At 60.7% G+C, this 19,504-nt stretch carries 20 protein-coding genes; 7 read left to right on the top strand and 13 right to left on the bottom strand.

Annotated features, from left to right (window positions below; genetic code table 11):
* Position 1 precedes the first annotated feature (1 nt).
* A complete protein-coding gene (guaB, locus tag K3166_RS05425; RefSeq protein ID WP_221423647.1) occupies positions 2 to 1,465 on the bottom strand; it encodes an IMP dehydrogenase in 1,464 nt (487 codons plus the stop codon).
* Positions 1,466 to 1,608: 143 nt separating this feature from the next.
* A complete protein-coding gene (locus K3166_RS05420; protein WP_221423646.1) occupies positions 1,609 to 2,364 on the bottom strand; it encodes a 3-hydroxybutyrate dehydrogenase in 756 nt (251 codons plus the stop codon).
* Between the two features lie 77 nt (positions 2,365 to 2,441).
* Here K3166_RS05420 and ypfJ point away from each other — a divergent pair, with 77 nt between their 5' ends.
* Positions 2,442 to 3,287: a KPN_02809 family neutral zinc metallopeptidase gene (ypfJ, locus tag K3166_RS05415; RefSeq protein ID WP_221423980.1), complete on the top strand. Its 846-nt coding sequence runs from the start codon at positions 2,442 to 2,444 to the stop codon at positions 3,285 to 3,287.
* Positions 3,288 to 3,343: 56 nt separating this feature from the next.
* Here ypfJ and creD read toward each other — a convergent pair whose 3' ends face one another.
* The 3 genes from creD to K3166_RS05400 form a co-directional block, all read right to left on the bottom strand.
* Positions 3,344 to 4,711, bottom strand: coding sequence for a cell envelope integrity protein CreD (creD, locus tag K3166_RS05410; protein ID WP_221423645.1), 1,368 nt, complete (start codon positions 4,709 to 4,711; stop codon positions 3,344 to 3,346).
* Positions 4,712 to 4,843: 132 nt separating this feature from the next.
* A complete protein-coding gene (locus K3166_RS13510; protein ID WP_221423644.1) occupies positions 4,844 to 6,499 on the bottom strand; it encodes a M56 family metallopeptidase in 1,656 nt (551 codons plus the stop codon).
* Entirely contained in the window at positions 6,496 to 6,885 is a 390-nt protein-coding gene (locus tag K3166_RS05400) for a BlaI/MecI/CopY family transcriptional regulator (RefSeq protein ID WP_221423643.1), read from the bottom strand. The genes K3166_RS13510 and K3166_RS05400 overlap by 4 nt, the downstream gene beginning before the upstream one ends.
* Before the next feature lie 214 nt (positions 6,886 to 7,099).
* Between K3166_RS05400 and K3166_RS05395 the strand changes: the two genes are divergently transcribed.
* Entirely contained in the window at positions 7,100 to 7,732 is a 633-nt protein-coding gene (locus K3166_RS05395; RefSeq protein ID WP_221423642.1) for a peptidylprolyl isomerase, read from the top strand.
* Here K3166_RS05395 and K3166_RS05390 read toward each other — a convergent pair.
* The 5 genes from K3166_RS05390 to sdhC are packed head-to-tail and all read right to left on the bottom strand — an operon-like array spanning position 7,729 to position 11,785.
* Positions 7,729 to 8,610 carry a glycoside hydrolase gene (locus tag K3166_RS05390; RefSeq protein ID WP_247714748.1) on the bottom strand — a complete coding sequence of 294 codons (882 nt, stop codon included), beginning with the start codon at positions 8,608 to 8,610 and terminating at the stop codon, positions 7,729 to 7,731. The two genes, K3166_RS05395 and K3166_RS05390, sit on opposite strands and share 4 nt — an antisense overlap.
* Positions 8,607 to 9,140 (bottom strand): hypothetical protein, encoded by a 534-nt coding sequence (locus K3166_RS05385; protein ID WP_221423641.1) that lies wholly within the window; start codon positions 9,138 to 9,140, stop codon positions 8,607 to 8,609. The genes K3166_RS05390 and K3166_RS05385 overlap by 4 nt, the downstream gene beginning before the upstream one ends.
* A gap of 27 nt (positions 9,141 to 9,167) precedes the next feature.
* The gene (gene sdhA / locus K3166_RS05380; protein ID WP_221423640.1) at positions 9,168 to 11,009 is read right to left on the bottom strand and encodes a succinate dehydrogenase flavoprotein subunit; all 1,842 of its coding nucleotides are present in this window, start codon (positions 11,007 to 11,009) and stop codon (positions 9,168 to 9,170) included.
* Positions 11,009 to 11,395, bottom strand: a complete 387-nt coding sequence (gene sdhD / locus K3166_RS05375) for a succinate dehydrogenase, hydrophobic membrane anchor protein (RefSeq protein ID WP_221423639.1) — start codon at positions 11,393 to 11,395, stop codon at positions 11,009 to 11,011. Before sdhD ends, sdhA begins: the two co-directional genes overlap by 1 nt.
* Positions 11,396 to 11,404: 9 nt before the next feature.
* Positions 11,405 to 11,785, bottom strand: coding sequence for a succinate dehydrogenase, cytochrome b556 subunit (gene sdhC, locus K3166_RS05370; RefSeq protein ID WP_221423638.1), 381 nt, complete (start codon positions 11,783 to 11,785; stop codon positions 11,405 to 11,407).
* A gap of 108 nt (positions 11,786 to 11,893) precedes the next feature.
* Between sdhC and K3166_RS05365 the strand changes: the two genes are divergently transcribed.
* From K3166_RS05365 to K3166_RS05350, 4 genes are read left to right on the top strand one after another with little or no spacing between them, the layout of a single operon-like run.
* Positions 11,894 to 12,604: an SDR family NAD(P)-dependent oxidoreductase gene (locus K3166_RS05365; protein ID WP_221423637.1), complete on the top strand. Its 711-nt coding sequence runs from the start codon at positions 11,894 to 11,896 to the stop codon at positions 12,602 to 12,604.
* Complete coding sequence (gene bla / locus K3166_RS05360) at positions 12,594 to 13,547, top strand: subclass B3 metallo-beta-lactamase (RefSeq protein ID WP_221423636.1); 954 nt, start codon at positions 12,594 to 12,596, stop codon at positions 13,545 to 13,547. Before K3166_RS05365 ends, bla begins: the two co-directional genes overlap by 11 nt.
* Positions 13,544 to 14,446: a 50S ribosomal protein L11 methyltransferase gene (locus tag K3166_RS05355; protein WP_221423635.1), complete on the top strand. Its 903-nt coding sequence runs from the start codon at positions 13,544 to 13,546 to the stop codon at positions 14,444 to 14,446. Before bla ends, K3166_RS05355 begins: the two co-directional genes overlap by 4 nt.
* Entirely contained in the window at positions 14,443 to 15,138 is a 696-nt protein-coding gene (locus K3166_RS05350) for a DUF2459 domain-containing protein (RefSeq protein ID WP_247714747.1), read from the top strand. Before K3166_RS05355 ends, K3166_RS05350 begins: the two co-directional genes overlap by 4 nt.
* On the opposite strand, the gene K3166_RS05345 is transcribed toward K3166_RS05350, so the two are convergent.
* Together K3166_RS05345 and ligA are read right to left on the bottom strand one after the other, a co-directional pair.
* Entirely contained in the window at positions 15,135 to 16,235 is a 1,101-nt protein-coding gene (locus K3166_RS05345; protein ID WP_221423634.1) for a serine hydrolase, read from the bottom strand. The two genes, K3166_RS05350 and K3166_RS05345, sit on opposite strands and share 4 nt — an antisense overlap.
* 46 nt (positions 16,236 to 16,281) lie before the next feature.
* Entirely contained in the window at positions 16,282 to 18,363 is a 2,082-nt protein-coding gene (gene ligA, locus K3166_RS05340) for an NAD-dependent DNA ligase LigA (RefSeq protein ID WP_221423633.1), read from the bottom strand.
* Between the two features lie 74 nt (positions 18,364 to 18,437).
* On the opposite strand from ligA, the gene K3166_RS05335 reads away from it, so the two are divergent.
* The gene (locus K3166_RS05335) at positions 18,438 to 18,935 is read left to right on the top strand and encodes a DUF2165 family protein (protein ID WP_221423632.1); all 498 of its coding nucleotides are present in this window, start codon (positions 18,438 to 18,440) and stop codon (positions 18,933 to 18,935) included.
* Here the strand turns inward: K3166_RS05335 and K3166_RS05330 are convergent.
* Positions 18,932 to 19,480: a hypothetical protein gene (locus K3166_RS05330; RefSeq protein WP_221423631.1), complete on the bottom strand. Its 549-nt coding sequence runs from the start codon at positions 19,478 to 19,480 to the stop codon at positions 18,932 to 18,934. The two genes, K3166_RS05335 and K3166_RS05330, sit on opposite strands and share 4 nt — an antisense overlap.
* Positions 19,481 to 19,504 lie beyond the last annotated feature (24 nt).

Genomic DNA, 19,504 nt, shown 5'->3' with positions numbered 1-19,504 from the left:
TCTAGCGCGTCGGATAGTTTGGCGCTTCGCGAGTGATCGACACGTCATGGACATGGCTTTCGGCGAGACCGGCGTTGGTGATCCGCACGAACTGGGCGCGCTTGCGCAAATGCTCGATTGTCGCGCTTCCGGTATAGCCCATGGCCGCCTTGATACCGCCGACGAGTTGATGGATCACGGCTGCTGCGGGGCCTTTGTACGGCACCTGGCCTTCAATGCCTTCGGGTACCAGCTTCTGCTGGCTGACGTCGGCCTGGAAATAGCGGTCGGCGCTGCCGCGCGCCATCGCGCCCACGCTGCCCATGCCGCGATAGCTCTTGTAGCTGCGGCCTTGATAAATGAACGTGTCGCCGGGCGCTTCTTCGGTTCCGGCAAGCATCGAACCGACCATGATCGAGGACGCACCGGCAGCAAGCGCCTTGGCCGCATCGCCGCTCGTCCGCAGGCCGCCGTCACCGATGATCGGAACGCCGTGCTTCTCAGCCGCTTCTGCGCAGTCCATGATCGCGGTCAACTGCGGTACGCCGACACCGGCGACAACGCGCGTGGTGCAGATCGAACCGGGACCAATTCCGACTTTCACCGCATCCGCGCCCGCACCGCACAAAGCGCGCGTGGCTTCGGCTGTTGCGACATTGCCTGCGATGACCTGAACCTTGCTGGAAAGCTTTTTCACCCGCTCGACCGAGCGTGCCACGTCCTTGTTATGACCGTGGGCGGTATCAATCACGACGATGTCGACTTCGGCGTCGATCAGCGCTTCGGTGCGCTCGAACCCCTTGTCGCCAACCGTCGTTGCCGCAGCGACGCGCAGGCGGCCGGTGGCATCCTTGGTGGCGTGAGGATAGGCGACCGCCTTCTCGATGTCCTTGACCGTAATCAGCCCAACGCAGCGTCCATCATCATCGACGACCAGCAGCTTTTCGATGCGGCGCTGGTGCAGCATCCGGCGCGCCTCCTCCTGACCAGTGCCAAGCGGAACGGTGGCGAGGTTTTCGGTGGTCATCAGTTCGGCCACCGGCTGATTGGGATTTTCCGCAAAACGCACGTCGCGGTTGGTCAGGATGCCGACCAGCTTCCCGCCGCGATCCGTTACCGGAATGCCGCTGATGCGGTTCGCAGTCATGATCTGCTGGGCATCACCCAGCGTTGCGTCGGGAAGGATGGTGATCGGATTGACGACCATGCCGCTTTCATACCGTTTCACCGCGCGAACGGCGAATGCCTGGTCGGCGACTTCGAAGTTTCTGTGCAGCACCCCGATGCCGCCAAGCTGCGCCATGGCGATGGCCATGTCGGCTTCGGTAACGGTGTCCATCGCGCTGGAAACGACCGGAATGCTGAGCTGGATATCCCGCGTCAGGAAGGTCGACGTATTCGCCATCGAGGGCAGAATATCGCTTTCGGCCGGACGCAGCAGTACGTCGTCGAAAGTAAGGCCGAGGGGAATGTCGAGATGTGCCACGTGGAGAATCGCCTGCCGGAAGGAATGTGGCGGCCCATGTAACGACGGAATGTGAAACTAGCTAGAGGGCGAACCCTCTAACTTGCCTGACAGCTTGTCACCACGCCCACTTCCAAGGAGAAAGGATCGGAGACAGTGGGGGCTCACTCCGCCGTCCAGCCACCATCTACGCTCCAGTTCGCCCCGTTCACATTCTGCGCCTCATCGCGGCACAGGAACACGGCCAGCGCGCCAATTTCGGAAGGCTGGACGAATTTCTTGGTCGCCTGTTTTACGAGCAGAACATCGTTGATCACCTCGTCGCGGGTCATTCCGCGCGCCTTCATCGTATCGGGGATCTGGTTTTCCACCAACGGGGTCCAGACATAGCCGGGACTGATGCAATTGGCGGTAATGCCGTCTCCGGCCAGTTCCAGCGCGATCGTCTTGGTAAAACCGTCGAGGCCATGCTTGGCCGCGTTGTACGCGCTCTTGAAGGGGCTCGCGACCTTTGAATGCGCGCTGGCGGTGTTGATTATCCGGCCCCAGCCCGCTTTCTTCATATGCGGCACGGCAAGGCGCGTCGTGTGGAATGCAGCGGTCAGATTGAGCGCGATAATCGTGTCCCACTTGTCGAGCGGGAATTCCTCGACCGGGGCGACATGCTGCATGCCGGCGTTGTTGATCAGGATGTCCACCCGGCCAATCCCGGCCATCATGTCTTCGATTTGGGAAACATCGGTGAGGTCCGCCCCGCTGTGGGTCGCCCCTAACTCTTCGCACAGTGTGGCAATCTCGTCCGCATCGCCAAAGCCGTTCAGGACGATCTGCGCGCCCTCGTCCGCGAGGGCCCTCGCCGTTGCAAGTCCGATGCCGGAAGTAGATCCGGTAATAAGTGCGCGCTTTCCTTCGAGAAACATTTCGGGCCTCAAGTGTTGTGACTAGCAGGAGTGCCATCGCGCAGCAGCGCGGCACGGTCAATTGCGGGGAGGCAGGAATGCGGCTCAATCCATTTAATACTGACAATATCAAAGTACGCTCGAGCAGCGGCGGCGCGGGCAAGGCGAGCGGCATCGGCTGCGGGACGATCATTATCGCTGCAATTGGATATTTCGTTTTCGGCCTGGACCCGATGCAAACTGCCGCCACCGTCGAGGGGATGCAGCAAAACACCCAAGTTTCGGGGACGACCAATACGAATGAGGAGGAGGTCTGCAATTCCAGCCAGTATTCGCGGGAAGCCTGCAACGGGCTCCAGTCGCTCAACCAGACGTGGAGCCGCACCTTCGCCGAACAAGGGTATTCGGACACCTTCAAACAGCCGGAGCTTGACCTTTTTAGTGGCAATGTGCGCACCGCCTGTGGCGGCGGAAGCTCGGCGATGGGTCCATTCTACTGTCCGGCAGACCAGACAATTTACATCGACACCAGCTTTTACGATCAACTTGCGAAGATGGCTGGAAACCGCGGCGACTTCGCCCGCTATTACGTCCTAGCTCATGAGTATGGCCACCACATCCAGACGCTTACCGGCGTGTCCTCTCAAATCCGGTCAATTCAGCAGTCGCGTCCGGGTCAGGCGAACCAGCTCAGCGTGCTGATGGAACTACAGGCGGATTGCTATGCCGGCGTCTGGGCTGGCAAGAACCGAAATCTGATCGAACCCGGCGATATCGAAGAGGGTATGCAGGCAGCTGCTGCCATCGGTGACGATACCCTGACGCAAGGCCGCGTTTCCAAGGAAAACTTCACTCACGGGACCAGCGCCCAGCGCAGCCAGGCTTTGCGCCTGGGCTTGCAGGGTGACGATAGGAAATGTGACGCGATCACCAACGTCGGCTGATCTGAAAATAGAGGGCGCTGACCACAGTGGCCCGCGCCCTATTACTCACGCCAGGATCACTCCGCGGACGGTTCGGGATCCGCGCGAGAAGTCGCTTGCGACCAATCGAGATTGCGGGTCGCATACATCACCGCTGCCAGCGCAAAGAACATCGCGGTCGCTCCGACGATCAACGATGCTTCTTCAAGGCTGAGCAGCACGTAAAGGCCTGCATACAGGGCCGACAGCAGCCCGCCTATGAAGCCCGCTCGCTTCCATCCGCCCAGTACAGCCGCGCTATATGCCGTGAGCAATCCGATGATCGCGAAGCTGGCGATGACATAGGCCAGCGCAAATCCGGTCATTTCGGCAAATGCCAGCAGCAACACGAAGAACAGCACCAGCCCCGCCCCGGTCAGCAAGTATTCCGCCGCCGCAACGCGCGCGCCGCCTACGACATCGAACAGCAGGAAGGCGAGGAAGGTGAAACCGATAAACAGGAAACCGTATTTTACGCTGCGATCCACCTGCGCATAGATATCGGCAGGTTCGACCAGGTTGATTGTTGCAAATGCACTTTCCGATTGCTCGGCAGCTAGGCTCTCCGGCGCGTAGGCTTCCGCTTCGCGTACGTCAGGGTCGTTGGACTGCTGGCCCAGTGCAAGGTTGCCAATCGACCAGTTTGCTGAGAAGCCCTCGTCGCCGATCTCGCTGGAATCAGGCAGGAAGCGGCCCGCGAAACCCGGATGCTGCCATGCAGAAGTGACCTTCCAGTTGGTGTCACCCCCATTCGGATTGAGAGAGAGTGCGCGGCTACCGCACAAGTCGTACGAATATTCGAGATCAAGCTCTTCAGCGTCTGACCAATCGATCATACCATGAAAACCGCCACGGCGATTGGCTAAGTCGCTACCCGGATCGAGGTTGATACGCTTGCCGCCAATCTTGACGCTGGCATCACCGCGAAGACCGCGCGGATCGGAAATGCCAAACCGGATCACCGCTTCAGACAGGATCAATTGGTCGCGGCTTACCCCGAAGCTGGAGAGATCATCGGGCAATTCGAAACGCGCCTCACCGTCCATGCCGGCCTGAAATACGACAGTTTCGTAGATTGCCTTGCGCTTACGCTCGGTATCGAGAACGGTCGAAAGTGAGTGCTGAACAGGCTCAATTACCAGTTCGGAGCGCACTTCCTGGGTTCGCATCTCGGTCACACCGTCGACGAGAACAGGCGTTTGCTTTGTGCTCAGGTAAGGCACCGCGAGCACGGGGTTTGCAACAACCTGAGGGCTGCCTGCACCTGCCGTTATAGCCTCCTGTGCTACCCGCGCCTGATGCTGGCGATCTGTGACCAGCCCGTAGACCATCAGCATCGGAATGAGCAGCACAAGGCCGACTAGGCCCGCGATGACCAATTTCACTGTGGGGGATTTGTCCCGCATCGTTTCGTCTCCTTTTCGTACGACGAAACGTGCATTGTGAGCGGTGAATTGAATTTCGGGTGAACGTTTGGCATAGACAGGGGCGCCCGGAACTTTCGTGCCGGGCGCCCCCCTCTGTCCATGTGCGCAGGGCTACTGGCGCTTCAGGTCGGAAATTTCCTCGTCAATAGCTCGCAGCGCTTCGGCGCGCTCGCTGGCGGTTAGGTTGCGATCGGCAGCCACTGCCTTGCGCGCCGATTTCACTGCTGAAAGCGCAATCCGGTTAGCGTTGGCCTCGCAGACGAACATGGTCGTCCGCCCCTTTGCATCGACTTCAGTCGCAACGATATTCGTCTTGTCCTTGCAGCGCAGGACTACCTTCGGCGCGGACTCATGAGCCAAGGCCGCTTCTGCGCGCGCTTCGGTGACCGCTTCCATCGCTTCGGCCCGGGCTTCGGCGGCATCGGCATGTGCCTCGGCAATGGAGATCGAGATCTCGCGCTGCATATTGGCCCTGCTCATCGCCGACTCGGCGAGATCAGCCTGCATTTCAGCAAGGTCGGCTTCGAGCTCGGCACGTTCCTCGGCTGTCATGTCCCGGCGATAGCGGCGCACAACCCGGCGTTCGCCGTCCTTGTCGACAATGACCTGTTGCTCCACGCGAACATCTCGGTCGATGTCGATGACCGCATCGAGGTCCTGGTCCACATCCGGCGCGGGCGGTGCTTCAGGCGGCGGCGGGGCGAGCGGAGCCGCAGATACCGGCATGACCCACTCCGGCGGCGCCTCGGGAGCAGACGGAGGGGCAGGCGCGGCCGTGGCTTCGGCAAAGCAGAACGAAGCGGTCAGCGGGACAGCCAGAAATGCAGAGGCCACAGCGGCACGGCCCGTAAGGCGGCGACGCGGCGAAATATCGGACATGGATAAACTCCTGAGACGATGGATTATCGATTTGTCCCCTAGAACTGGGCAGGCCATCGGCGCAGCGAGCGCAGGGCGCGGCGCTATTGCCGGACGGCGAGCAAAATCTGCGATTACGCCCGCATAAGCGGCGCGCTCATCGGGCGAACGGGCCGAGACGACACGGGCGTCACAATAGGCCTCCTGGTCGCGGCGCAGTGCACTCCAACCGAGCCAACCCAGCGGATTGAACCAGTGAATGGCAAATAAAGGCTGCACGGCCATATTGACCACGAGGTCTCCACCGCGGTGGTGCGAAAGTTCATGCTCGATGGCGAGATCGCGAACTTTCCGCGCCCGGCTTGCCATGAAGCCCTCGGGAAGCGCAATAACGCGGTCAATCACGCCAAATGCCATAGGGCCGGAAATTGCCGGGGTTTCGATCAAGCGGATCGAGCCGACTTCGCCAACAGGAACGGCATCTTCGAGCAGTTCGCGGCGCAGCTCGAAATAGAGCCAGAACCGGCGAACCAGCATAACGGCCGCGCCGCCAAGCCATAGCAATAGCAGCGGCGTGAGAAAGTCAGCGGGCTGCGGCGTGCTTGCGAGAACCACGGGCGCAGTTGCACTGGTGTCTGCTAGAGGCATGGCGATGGTGTCAGGCTGCAAGGCAAAGCTCGAACCCACACCTTCTACTTCCGGCGCCAGCGGACGCATCCAGCTGGGTAGCGTGAACGGCGGTATCAGCAGCCGGGCGAGCGGCAGGAACCACAGGGCATAAGCCGCCCCGGCGCCGAAATGCCGCGAGACGGGCCGCCGCAAGATCATTACCAAGGCGATCAGCACACCAGTCCAGACCAGCGTATCGAACAGGAACCAGTCCCAATATTCGCGCAAGAGATCGATCATTTCCGCATCTCCTTCAACAATGCCTCGATCTCTTCCAGATCGGCATCCGTGAGAGCTTCATTCTCGGCAAGTTGGGCAAACAGCGGGGCCGCGCGGCCGCCGAACAGGCGATCGACCAAACGGCGAGATTCGCCGCCGACGTAATCGGACCGTTCGATCAGGGGATGATAGAGAAATTTGCGCCCCTGCGGCTCTGTGCCGATCACGCGCTTCGAAACAAGCCGGCCCAGCAGGGTCTTCACAGTTGGGATCGACCAGTCATTTGCAGCGCAGACACGGTCGCAGACTTCGGAAGCCGACAGCGGACTTTGCGTCCAGAGCGCTTCCATGACTGCGTGTTCGGCTTCGCTGATCCGGTCGCCCAATGCCTGCTTGCGCTTCGTCAATTTCCCATCTCCCAGACTCGAATTTCGATTCCGACTACGTTTGTAGACGTAAAGACTACGGTTGTAAACAGTCGGGCTAAATCCCGGTTATATCCACCAAACAGCGCCCGAAAAATTCGCGCAATCGTTCATCTGTGCAGGCCGCCAGAAAATCGACCAACAGCGACCCACTGGGCAATTTCATATTGCGGCGATGTGCGTTATCCCCTCACCCATGCTCAAGCTTCTCATCGCACCGCTCGCCCTGATTTCCGCTCAAATCTCCGCTCAGGACGCTGCCGAGCCTCCTCAATATGAAACAACGCTGGTCATTCTGGAGACGACGGCGGGGGACATTACTGTGGAGCTTGAAACACAAAGAGCGCCGATAACCGCGAACAATTTCCTGCGCTACGTCGATGAGGACCGGTTTGACGGTACCGTGTTTTACCGCGCCATGACGCTGGACTGGGATGCGCCGAATGGTCTCATCCAGGCCGGTGCACAACATGATCCTGACCGGGTGCTCCCCGCCATCGCGCACGAGCCGACCAGCCTAACCGGCGTCCTGCACACCGAGGGGGCGCTCTCGATGGCGCGAAACGCTCCGGGCAGTGCGAACGGAGATTTCTCCATCATATTGCGGGAACAGCCCTTCATGGATGCCGATCCTGACAATCAGGATCCCGAACGCCAGGCAGGCTACTCCGCTTTCGGCAGGGTCGTAGATGGATGGGATGTGGTGCTCGCGATCCATGCGATGCCGACCGACCCCGAAGCGGGCGAAGGGTGGATGAAGGGCCAGATGCTTGCTGAACCCGTCACCATCGTTGACGCGCGGCGGGTAGAAGCCATTTCAGCGGACTAGCATTCCTCGGCAGTATTATCCGGTATGGGTCCGGGCGGAATGCGGGCAGCGCTCATGTAAAACGGATCGGACCTGAGCTTGTGCCCGTCGCCATACGCTTCGCCCAGAGCAGCGTAAAGCGCGGGGTCATACGCCGCCAAGTCACCGTGGTTGAGAATGCGCGTGCCATCCACCACCACCAGCCTGTTCGAATTGAACCAGATCTGGGTGCCCTCGGCCCAATATTCCTGAATAGTCGTGGTCGCATATTCGTTGAGCCACAGATCGGTCGACAGCGCGTTGGCATACGCCGCCTCGATCCGGGCAAATAACCCTGCGTCGACCGCCTGGATCGCGAACAAGACGTTGTGCGCCATCTCATGCACGAAGATCGTCTCGCCATAGTAGCGCGATGAGGGGAGGCCCAGCACGTCCTCTTCCGATCCGGCAGTGCGTTCACCCCCGATGCCGCGTGCGCGTTCGTCCCAATATTGCCTGTCTGTTTTGGCCCCGATACGCACATCATAGTGTTTCAGCTCGCACCGTGTGAGGCGGGGGTCGTCACGGGCTGGCCTGGTCCAATGCGCCTTGTCCGGGAGGTCGAGTAGCGCCTCGTCTTCAGCAATAATTGCGACGCGGTAGTCGTTGCCGGCGAGCCACGCGGCGAATTCAGGTCGATGGGAAAGCATTCCCCGCGCCATATCGCGTGCGGCGATCAGCGCCTTCGGTTCCACCTTGCTTGAGGAAAGCACCGGGATGCCGCGCGCCGAAAGGTACTGGGTATAGAACTGCTCTGCCCCTACCGATTGCGGCGGGGGAGCTACGGTGGCGCACGATGTCAGGCCCGCGGCGGCACCGATCACGATCAACTTCGATCCCAACTGGCGCAGTATCGTCACACCCCCTTCGCCCGATACCTTGCCAAATCCACTGCCATCTGTGCTGCGCGGAAACCCTTTCCTGCGAGCAGCCGCTTGAAGTCCGCCGCATGATCGAAATGCTGCAACTGGCGTCGATAGTAATTTACGTATTCGAGACCGGCGAGAGCAGCACAAACGCTTGCTGCCAAGCGGTCGGCAAAGGATGCGGAAATTGAAGGATATATCCAGCTGGCGGCAGCGAAGCCGACAGCCAAAATGCTGCCAGCCAGCAGAGGCTTGTCGAGCTTGTCAGCCAGCGCAAGGCTGGACTGCAAGTTGCCGGGCCGCCCCTCGAGAGCGTGAAGTTTTCCGCGCCAGTAGAGGCCGCCCACCAGCAAGAGCCCGCACATGGGCAGAAATACAAGCCAGGTCAGTGGGCCCAGCCCACCGCCGGTCGCATAAGCCAAATACGTAACGGCCGCTGGCACGAACACGACATTCGCCAGCTCGAGCTTCCAGTATTGCGAGAGGCGTCTGCGCAGCTTTTCGCGGGAAGTTGTTTTCCCCATACGCCGACGCCCTTCGCTCGCCCTACTCTAGTAGACCCGCTTCTTGGGTTCGATATAGTCGACGTCGTCGGTGAGCGTGTATTCGTGCACCGGACGATAGTCGATCTTCACACCGCCGCCGTTTCCGCCCCAGCCATCGAACCATGCGATGGTGTGCTTCATCCATTCGCTGTCGTTGCGATCAGGGAAGTCCTCATGCGCGTGGGCGCCGCGGCTTTCCTTGCGGTTTTCAGCCGAAGCGATGGTAACATTGGCCTGCGCCATGAGGTTGTCGAGCTCGAGCGTCTCGATGAGGTCGCTGTTCCAGATCAGCGAGCGGTCGTAGACTTTCACGTCTTCCATCCGCTTGTTGACGTCCTGTAGCTGCTTGACGCCTTCGCTCAGCAGCTTGCTGTCGCGGAATACGGCAGCGTGCTTCTGCATGCTCTTCTGCATGTCGGAGCGCAGCGTTGCGGTGGGTATATCGCCGTCAGCATAACGGAAATGGTCAAGACGCGTCAGCGCAAGATCGGCGCTGTCCTTGGGCAGTTCATCATGGCTGACGCCAGGCTTGACGATTTCCTTCAAGCGATGGCCGGTCGCGCGGCCAAATACCACGAGGTCGATCAGCGAGTTCGAGCCAAGGCGGTTCGCGCCATGGACCGACACACAGGCCGCCTCGCCAACAGCGAACAGGCCAGGGACGATCTTTTCCGGATCCTTGGGATCGCCTGCCATCACCTCGCCGTGATAGTTACAGGGAATGCCGCCCATGTTGTAATGCACCGTCGGCGTAACCGGCAGCGGCTGCTTGGTCAGGTCGACGCCGGCAAAGATTTTGCCGCTTTCGGTAATTCCCGGAAGCCGTTCGCCAAGCACCTTGGGGTCGATATGGTCGAGGTGCAGGTAAATGTGATCGCCATCGGGGCCGACGCCGCGGCCTTCCCGCATTTCAAGTGCCATCGAGCGCGACACAACGTCGCGTGATGCGAGGTCTTTCGCCGAGGGAGCATAGCGTTCCATGAACCGCTCACCTTCGGAGTTGGTCAGGTAACCGCCCTCGCCGCGCGCACCTTCGGTGATGAGTACACCTGCACCGTAAATGCCGGTGGGGTGGAATTGCACGAATTCCATGTCCTGCAGAGGCAGGCCAGCACGCAGCACCATGCCGCCGCCGTCACCGGTGCAGGTATGGGCAGAAGTCGCGGTGAAATAGCAGCGTCCATAGCCGCCCGTGGCCAGCACGACAGCATGGCTGCGGAACCGGTGGATAGTCCCGTCGTCGAGACACATGGCGATGACGCCGCGGCAAACCTTGCCGCCCGGACCGTCTTCCATGATCAGGTCGAGCGCGAAATATTCGATGAAGAAGTCCGCGTCGTACTTCAGGCTCTGCTGGTAGAGCGCGTGGAGCATGGCATGACCGGTGCGGTCGGCAGCAGCGCAGGTGCGCTGAACCGGTGGGCCTTCGCCCATGTTCTGCATGTGGCCGCCGAAGGGGCGCTGGTAGATCGTGCCGTCGTCATTGCGGCTAAAGGGCACGCCTGCGTGTTCAAGCTCGTAAACTGCCTGAGGTGCTTCGCGGACCATGTATTCGATCGCGTCCTGATCACCGAGCCAGTCGGAACCCTTGACCGTGTCGTACATATGCCACGACCAGTGATCGGGGGTGTTGTTGCCGAGGCTGGCAGCAATGCCGCCCTGCGCCGCAACGGTGTGCGAACGGGTCGGGAAGACCTTGGTGATGCAGGCGGTGCGCAGGCCGCTTTCGGCGCTGCCCATCGTGGCGCGAAGTCCAGATCCGCCAGCACCTACGACGACAGTGTCATAGGTATGGTCGATAATCGGATAGCTACGGCCGCCAATTTCAAACGTGTCGGTGCGGGCCATCAGGCGGCTCCTCCGAAAGCGAAGCGCGCGATCGATACGAGACCGAAAGCTGCGCCGCCAATTGTTACAAGGTTGAGAAGTGTAAGCACGCCGAACTTGGTGCCGGCGTTATGGACATAATCCTCGATCAGGACCTGAAGCCCCAGCCGCGCGTGCCAGAATACGCTGACAATCAGCAGCGCCAGCGCCGTGGCTGGCAGTGTCTGCGATGCCCATCCGGTCATCGTCGCATAATCGTAGGACGGCAGCAGCGCGAGGCTGACAAGCAGGAAGAGCATCAGCACGAGATTGCCGATGGCGGTGAAGCGCTGCACCAGCCAATGATGCGCGCCTTCATGCGACGGGCCCAGCCCGCGCACGCGTCCGATGGAAGTTCCGTTACCCATGGGTCAGGCTCACTTGAAAAGGATGAAGGCCCAGAACAGGGCCGTGAAGAAAATTGCGAGGATCGGCGAGAGCACGGACCAGAATTTGTTCGTGTCCAGTTCGTAACCCGCGCCGATATCCAGCACGAAATGGCGCAAGCCGCTCATCATGTGGGTGAAGAAGGCCCAGCTAAGGCCAACCAGCACGATCATGCCGATGGGCGAACCCATCAGATCAGCGAAGGTCGCATAACTTTCCGCGCCGCCTGCCATCGCGCCCAGCCACCAGAGCAGGACACCGAGGCCGACCACTGCCAGCCCATCACCGGTAACGCGGTGCAGGATGGATACCGCCATGTGCGGTCCCCATTTCCAGATTTGCAGATGCGGTGAGAGCGGGCGATTTGCCATGCGACACTTCCATAACCATGAATTTGAGCCGCCTCCTTAGCGTAACAGCAGTGCAAGGCAAGGCGTGCAGCCTCGACAAAAGGCGCAAATTTTCGAATAGCGTGATGCATGACATGCATCTTACTCACCGGCTCGTCCCGCGGCATAGGGGCTGCTGCCCGTACGGCACTCGAAGCGCGCGGCGCGAAAGTGATCGGACAATCGACCTCGGGCGAGGGTTTCGGAACTCTTGCTGCGGATTTTCGCGATCCCGATGCTCCGCATCAATTGTGGGACGCTGCACTCCGGCAAGCTGGAGGTGAAATCGATGTTCTCGTCAACAATGCGGGCCTGTTCGATCCCAATCCCATAGATCAATCCGACGAAGACTGGCTGCAAGGCTGGGAGCAGACCATGCGGATCAACCTGACCGCCTCCGCCCAATTGAGCAGGCTGGCAGTGCGGCACTGGATTGAACGGGGGACGACAGGCAGGATCGTCCACGTGGCCAGCCGCGCCGGACATCGCGGCGATTCGCCCGCGCACTGGCATTATGCGGCCAGCAAGGGCGGGATGCTGGCGATGCACAAGACCATCGCGCGGCAATATGCGGCGAACGGCATCCTCAGCTTCGCCATTACGCCTGGGTTCACCGATACCGCGATGGCGGGAGACTACTTGGACAGCCGCGGGGGCGAAGGCCTGCTGGCTGACATACCGCTGGGCCGCGTGGCTGAGCCGGAAGAAATCGCACGCATCGTTGAATTCCTCTCGCTGGACGCCCCGCCATCGCTTACTGGCGCGACGCTCGACGCGAATGGAGCCAGTTATGTTCGTTAAGGCTTTCGCCGCCGCGTTTTCCCTGTGCCTCGCTGCCTGCACTGCGGTGCCCTTGTCGGAACCAGAAAGCGCGGGCCCTCTTGCCGAGCCCTCGCCCCCTGCGGTCGTAAAAGGTCACGAAATGCAGATGGCGTTTCTCGGTGCGTGCGAACGCTGGGATGAATGGGCCAAACCGGCCCCGCCGTTCCAGTTGATGGGCAACAGCTGGTATGTCGGCACCTGCGGCATATCGTCAGTCCTCATAACAGGTGAAGACGGGCATATCCTTATCGACAGCGGCGTTCCCGAAGCCGCCCCGCTCGTGCTCGCCAACATCGCCGCGCTCGGCTTTGACGCCAAGGACATTCGCTACATCCTGATGAGCCATGAGCATTTCGATCACGTCGGCGCGCACGCAGCCTTGAAGGAGGCGACAGGCGCGCAGATCGTGGCATCGCAAAAGGCCAAGCCGGTGCTGGAAACCGGTGTGATCGCCGCTGACGACCCACAGGCCGATGCGGGACACCCGGACATGACCCCCGTGAAGGTCGATCTTGTGGTCGAGGACGGCGAAGTCCTGAGCCTCGGCCAATTGCAGGTCACAGCCCATGCCACGCCCGGCCATTCACCCGGAGCGCTTAGCTGGACATGGTGGTCCTGCTCGCTGCCCAGCGAACCGCCAGTGTGCAATCGCTTCGCCTACATTGACAGCCTCTCCGCCGTCTCAGCCGACGATTACCGCTTTACCGATCACCCCGAGATGGTGCGAGCGTTTCGAACCAGCATCGACAAGGTCCGGTTATTGCAATGCGATTACTTGGTGACACCCCATCCATCGGCCGGCTCGATGCTTGATCTGATGAGCGGAGAGTACGGCCTGTTTCTGCACAAGGGTTGCGGCTTTTATGGAGAAAGGTTGAGCCAGCGCCTCGATGAGCGCCTTGCAAAGGAAACCGCGAAATGAGCGCCTGGAAGCTATCGACCGAAGCGCCAAAGCCTGTGGTGCAGGCAGCTCTGCTCGCGCATGACGAGGCTTGGGACTTCCCCGAAGAGCTGGTGGTCTCTGGCCGGGAAATCCAGGAGGACAAACCTGATGACTGGATCCTTGAAGTCTGGCTGGAGCGCAAACCGACGGCGGCGGACAAGCGCGCGGTCACGGCGCTGTTCGAGGGGCGATCCTGCAAGTTCCAGACTGAGCAACTGCCGGATCAGGACTGGGTAACACTAAGCCAGCAAGGGGTGGAGCCGATACGCGCTGGGCGATTCCACGTTCGCACTCCGGACCACGATCCCGATCCCCAGATGGTCGATTTTGCCATTCCCGCCAGCCAGGCCTTCGGGACTGGCCAGCACGAAACCACGGCCGCCTGCCTGGCCATGCTCGACCTGATGAAGCGCGAAGGGCTGTCCGTTCGCAACCATGCCGATATCGGGACCGGGACAGGCCTGCTGGCGTTTGCCGCCATGCACCTTTGGCCCGCGGCACTGGCGACCGCATCCGACATCGACGAAGTCTGCGCCGAAGTGGTCGAGGAAAATGCCATGGCCAATGGGGTGCCCCTGGGCGGAGGGGGCGGCGAGCTCACCATGATCATTGCACCCGGCATGGATCACCCCTTGCTAAGGGCGCGCGCGCCGTATGACCTGTTGATCGCCAACATCCTTGCCGGGCCGCTGGTTGAGCTGGCACCGGACTTTGCACAGTCGATCACGCCAGGTGGCAGCTTGCTCCTGGCAGGGTTGCTGCAAACACAAGAGGCAGAAGTACGCCGCGCCTATCGCGCTCAGGGGCTTCGGCTTGCGCGCCGCGTCACCAATGGCGACTGGTCGATACTCTGGCTCCGCAAGAGCCGTGTTCGGTGAAGCGGCGCGGTGCGGTCAGGATTGCGGGCGCCCTGTTGGCCGCGCCCTTCGCACTGGCCGCGCTCTTTTTCGTGACTGCCTGGATCGGCAGCTCAGTTCCTCGCAATGCAGACTGGACGCAGGCCGAAGACGGCATCGTCATCATGATCGAAACGAACGGTGTCCACACAGGTATCGTCATGCCGGTCGTCAGCGAAGTCAAAGATTGGCGTGAGACTTTTCCTTCGGCCGGAATGCCGCGTGAAGACGGGAGAATCCCCACTCACATCGCCATCGGTTGGGGCGAGAAAGAAGTGTTCCTCAACACCCCCACTTGGGGTGATCTGAAGGCATCCACAGCATTGCGGATTGCCTTTCGCGGCGGGGAAGGCCTGATGCGCGTTGGCCACTACGTCTGGCCGCAGCCTTCTGAATATCACCGGCCGATGGTGCTGCGTCCTACTGAGTACCGAATCCTCGTATCGGAAATAGAAGCGGCCCTGCCTCCTCTGGCTGCGGGCCAAACTAGGTTTAGTCACACCAGCTTCGAGACAGGCGCGCGAAATTACGATGCGCTCGGCCGCTATACCTTGTCCAATACCTGCAATCAGTGGGTCGGCGATACTCTGGCAAAAGCGGGCATGAAGATCGGCTACTGGACTCCGCTTGCCGGCGGCGTGATGAAGTGGGTTCCGAAGCCAGAGACCCGTTAGACGCCGCTCTGGGCAGTAACGCGTTCGTGGTAGTCGACCACCGCCCTCGTCACAGATTGCATCATCTCGAAACGAGCCTGGTAAGACGTGCGTGTACGGCCGATCAATACCGCGAGGGCATACCGTTTGCCATCAGGTGCCGTCAGTACGCCCACATCGTTGTAGCCCGAATGGTCACCGGCATAGACTTGCCCGGTCCCTGTCTTGTGAGCAATCGTCCAGCCGCTCGGGACCCCGCCCTTCAGCCTCTGCGGGCCGCTTCTGGTCTTTTCGAGCGTCGACAAGATAAGCCGTGTCGATCCTTCCTTCAGCAATTCGCCCCGTGCCAACCGCGCCAGGGCCGTGGCTATACCAACCGCGCTGGCACCATCGACCGGGTCAGCCAGATAGCCTTCAAAAGCGCTCTGCCTGACCGCATCCGGAACATCGTCCCTCACATCGAAGAAGGTATTGCCGACCGAGTAACGCTGATCCCATTCTAGCCCGGCAATGGCGCTCTGTTTCGCACGTTCATCGACGCCGAACCGTACACCGCCGATCTGCTTGCGCTGGAAAAATGCCTCGACGGATTGCGGGCCGCCGATCCGGCGGAGCAAGCGGTCATTCGCCGTATTGTCACTCTGTGTGAGGGCGCGCTCGAACAGGTCGCGGTAGTCGGTGGCGTATTGCCCCTGCACCGTCACGATGTTGCGCACAGGCTGGTAGAACACTGTCAGGTCTTCGCGCCGGATGGTGACTGGCTCGGAAAGGTCCAGTTTCCCCCTATCGACACGGTCCAGCGCCGCGAGTGCGACCCACAGTTTCGTCACGCTCTGCTGGGGGAACAGAGTTTCGCCATTGAATGCCATTTCCGCACCGCTAGCTAACTCGACTACACCTATCCCAAATTCGCCAGCGAAGCCCTCCCCGATCTCGGATAACCGTGCCTCGAGCGCTTTCTGCTCTGCGCTTAGTGGCGGGGCGACCTCGACGGTTTCAAGTGCAGGAACGCTCTGTTCAACCTGCGACGCACGTTCGGCCGGCTGCTGAACGCACGTCGCGAGCAGGAAGAAGCCGCAAACCAGCAGCAGGGTGATCGTTACGAAGGGGCGGGTCACATTCAAGGGAACACTGGCCAGCGTGCAAGTTTCCGAAAAGTCTGGATTATTCTGCTGCCGCGACGATAGCGGCCCATTCCGCCTCGTCGATTACCTCGATCCCCAAGTCTGCCGCCTTCTTGAGCTTGCTGCCGGCACCGGGTCCAGCCACGAGCAAGTCGGTCTTGGCACTGACCGAGCCGCTCGCCTTGGCGCCGAGACGTTCGGCCTGCGCCTTTGCCTCATCACGGCTCATGGTTTCCAGCTTGCCGGTAAAGACGACGGTCTTGCCTGCGACCGCGCTGTTTTTCGTTTCAACCTCATATCGCGGGGGCGAAACCTGCGAGAGGATATCCTCCCAAACTTCGCGATTGTGATCTTCATGGAAGAAATCGCCCAGCGCTTCGACGACAGCGGTTCCGATACCGTCGATCGAGGTCAACGATGCCGCGGCATCTGCATCACCTTCGCTTGCTGATTGTGCAATGGTCCTCAGCGCCGGAAGCTCGTGGAAATGTTTCATCAGATCGCGCGCCGTGACCGCCCCGACATGACGGATACCAAGACCGAAGAGCAGGCGTGCAGCGTCCGGCTCGCGCCGCGCTTCGATGCTGGCAAGGAGGTTGTCGACCGACTTCTCCTTCCACCCTTCGAGCGCAAGGATTTCTTCGCGGCGCTCTCTGAGGCGGAAGATGTCGGCGGGGCTTTCCAGCCAGCCAAGAGCGAAGAACTGGTCGATGGTTTTTTCGCCCAATCCATCGATATCGAGCGCGCCCCGGCTGACGAAATGCTTGAGCCGTTCAGTCCTTTGCGCAGGGCAGATAAGGCCGCCGGTGCAGCGCACGTCGACTTCGCCGTCCTCGGCGACCGCTTCGCTACCGCATTCGGGACAATGGTCCGGGAATACGAACGGCTCGCGCGCCGCATCGCGGGTCAAATTCTCGACGACTTGCGGGATGACATCGCCTGCTCGCTGAATGACAATCCGGTCGCCGGGACGCACGCCAAGGCGTTCGATCTCGTCGCGGTTATGGAGCGTGACATTGGTTACCGTCACTCCGCCGACCAGCACCGGCGCCAGCCTGCCGACCGGTGTCAGCTTGCCAGTGCGGCCAACCTGGATATCGATTTGCTCGAGCGTCGTTTCCGCGCGCTCTGCGGGGAATTTGTGGGCCAGCGCCCAGCGCGGTGCCTTGGCAACGAAGCCGAGCCGTTGCTGGTAATCAAGCCGGTCGACCTTGTAGACCACGCCATCGATTTCGTACCCAAGGTCGGGCCGCGCCCTGCCGATGGTTTCGTAATGTGCGATCAATCCCTCTACGCTGTCCACGCGGGTGAATAGCGGCGAGATCGGGAAACCCCATTGCCGCAAGACCGCAACCATATCGTACTGCGTTTCGGCGGGCACTTGCGAAGCAGCGCCCCAGCCATGTGCCCAGAACCGCAACGCCCGCTTGGCCGTGACGCTGGCATCCTTCTGGCGCAGCGATCCGGCAGCGGCATTGCGCGGGTTCGCGAACAGCTTCGCACCGGCTTCTTGCTGCGCAGCATTTAGCGCAGCAAAAGCCTGTTTTTCCATGTAGACTTCGCCGCGCACCTCGAACACCTCAGGCGGGGTTTCGGTGACCAATTGCTGCGGTATATCTGAGATATGCGCGACGTTCGGCGTGACGTCTTCGCCCACCTGCCCGTCGCCGCGCGTGGCCGCCACGACCAGTTTACCGTTTTCATATCTAAGCGAGCATGAAAGCCCGTCGATCTTGTCCTCCGCCGTGAAAGCCACGGGATCGCTATCATCAAGCGCAAGAAAACGCCTGACGCGCGCAGCCCATTCCGCGACTTCTTCCGCGTTGAACGCGTTATCGAGGCTCATCATCCGAACCTCGTGGGTGACCTTGCTCAGCGGTGATGCAGCGATAGCAAAGCCGACCTTGCGCGAAGGCGAATCGTCACGGACAAGGTTCGGGAAAGCAGCCTCAATCGCCGCATTTCGCCGCACCAGCGCGTCATATTCCGGATCGGTGATCTCCGGCGTGTCTTCCGCATGATAGAGCCGGTCGTGATAAGCGATCTGTTTTGCCAGCCGCATCAGTTCGTTGGCCGCGTCGGCTTCGCTCATGTCCACAGGTGCGGTTTGCTTGATTCCCATGCTGCGCGCTATGCATCAGCGGAGGCACGGGGAAAAGTGCCACGCGGTCGCATCGCCAAATTGGGGGAAATTTGATGATCGATCGTATCTTGAAAGCAGGCATTACTGCGAGCGTCGGCCTCATGGCCCTGCTTTATGTTGCGCATAATATCGCGAACCTGCAGCAGGCCCATGATTTCTTCGTCTACACGACCAGCCACGCCGATCAGGAGGCTTACCCGGTTACCCTTCTGCCAGTTCCGCCGGGTTTCCTCATTGTCATCGCGATGGTTATCGTATTCGCCCTGGAGGGTGCGGCCGGACTGCTTGGCCTCTACGGGGGTTGGAAGTTACTGAGCTTGCGCAATGCCGACGTCGCCACGTTCGAAGCTGCGAAAAAATGGGCCAAGATAGCAATGGGCCTTGCTGTGCTGAACTGGTGGGGCCTGTTCCAGGGCGTCGCGATTGCAGGATATCAACTCTGGCAGATGCCGCTTGGCCAAGGGCCCTTCGATGGGTCCTGGGTTTACGGCGCGATGGCCATGATGACGCTCATTTACGTCAGCATGAGAGAGCCTGACCCGGCAAGTTAACGCGCTTCGCTGCCGGTAAGCACGATATTAAGCGGCTCTGGCTTGATCTGCCATTCGCCGCGATCGAAGTTCATGCGGTAATAGCTCCAGCCGTGCGGGCCATTGGCGTAATAGCCGCCCCATCCAAGGCACTCTGCGGGGCTGTCGCAAACGAATTCGTGTACGTCAAAAATGGCAGCCGCCTGCCCTGTATCGGTAGCGACAATGTCGAGACCGTCACGCTTGCACCGCGATAAAGGTGACAGCTCGGGAAAGCGCGCGATCAGGGCCCGCTCGACGTCCGGATCGAGTGGGCGCGGCAGCGAGTCCGAAAAATGCGGATGCACATAGCCCGCCGCAGCGCAGACAACGGGATATGGCCGCTTTTTCTGTGCGAAATATTTGCCCAGCCGGTATTCAAGCAAGGCAAGGCGCGGCCTCTGGATATTCTCGTAATAGCCGGTCTCCGCCGATGGCAGAGGTGCGGAGTAACGAGGCAGATATTGCGAGCAGGCCGCCAGAAGCCCGGCGCTCGCGATTGCGAATATTGTCCGGATCGTCGTCATGCGGGCAAAACGCGCAACCTGCCG

This window comes from Qipengyuania psychrotolerans (assembly GCF_019711355.1).
GTDB classification, from domain to species: Bacteria; Pseudomonadota; Alphaproteobacteria; order Sphingomonadales; family Sphingomonadaceae; genus Qipengyuania; species Qipengyuania psychrotolerans.
The sequence above is the reverse complement of the archived record's forward strand: the minus strand, read 5'-3'. Positions and strand labels throughout refer to the sequence as shown.

Excerpts from the sequence above, each read along its gene's own strand:
- K3166_RS05420 (WP_221423646.1), bottom strand. The coding sequence starts at position 2,364 with ATGTTTCTCGAAGGAAAGCGCGCACTTATTACCGGATCTACTTCCGGC.
- ypfJ (WP_221423980.1), top strand. The coding sequence starts at position 2,442 with ATGCGGCTCAATCCATTTAATACTGACAATATCAAAGTACGCTCGAGC.
- creD (WP_221423645.1), bottom strand. The coding sequence starts at position 4,711 with ATGCGGGACAAATCCCCCACAGTGAAATTGGTCATCGCGGGCCTAGTC.
- K3166_RS13510 (WP_221423644.1), bottom strand. The coding sequence starts at position 6,499 with ATGATCGATCTCTTGCGCGAATATTGGGACTGGTTCCTGTTCGATACG.
- K3166_RS05395 (WP_221423642.1), top strand. The coding sequence starts at position 7,100 with ATGCTCAAGCTTCTCATCGCACCGCTCGCCCTGATTTCCGCTCAAATC.
- K3166_RS05385 (WP_221423641.1), bottom strand. The coding sequence starts at position 9,140 with ATGGGGAAAACAACTTCCCGCGAAAAGCTGCGCAGACGCCTCTCGCAA.
- sdhA (WP_221423640.1), bottom strand. The coding sequence starts at position 11,009 with ATGGCCCGCACCGACACGTTTGAAATTGGCGGCCGTAGCTATCCGATT.
- sdhD (WP_221423639.1), bottom strand. The coding sequence starts at position 11,395 with ATGGGTAACGGAACTTCCATCGGACGCGTGCGCGGGCTGGGCCCGTCG.
- sdhC (WP_221423638.1), bottom strand. The coding sequence starts at position 11,785 with ATGGCAAATCGCCCGCTCTCACCGCATCTGCAAATCTGGAAATGGGGA.
- K3166_RS05365 (WP_221423637.1), top strand. The coding sequence starts at position 11,894 with ATGACATGCATCTTACTCACCGGCTCGTCCCGCGGCATAGGGGCTGCT.
- bla (WP_221423636.1), top strand. The coding sequence starts at position 12,594 with ATGTTCGTTAAGGCTTTCGCCGCCGCGTTTTCCCTGTGCCTCGCTGCC.
- K3166_RS05355 (WP_221423635.1), top strand. The coding sequence starts at position 13,544 with ATGAGCGCCTGGAAGCTATCGACCGAAGCGCCAAAGCCTGTGGTGCAG.
- ligA (WP_221423633.1), bottom strand. The coding sequence starts at position 18,363 with ATGGGAATCAAGCAAACCGCACCTGTGGACATGAGCGAAGCCGACGCG.
- K3166_RS05335 (WP_221423632.1), top strand. The coding sequence starts at position 18,438 with ATGATCGATCGTATCTTGAAAGCAGGCATTACTGCGAGCGTCGGCCTC.
- K3166_RS05330 (WP_221423631.1), bottom strand. The coding sequence starts at position 19,480 with ATGACGACGATCCGGACAATATTCGCAATCGCGAGCGCCGGGCTTCTG.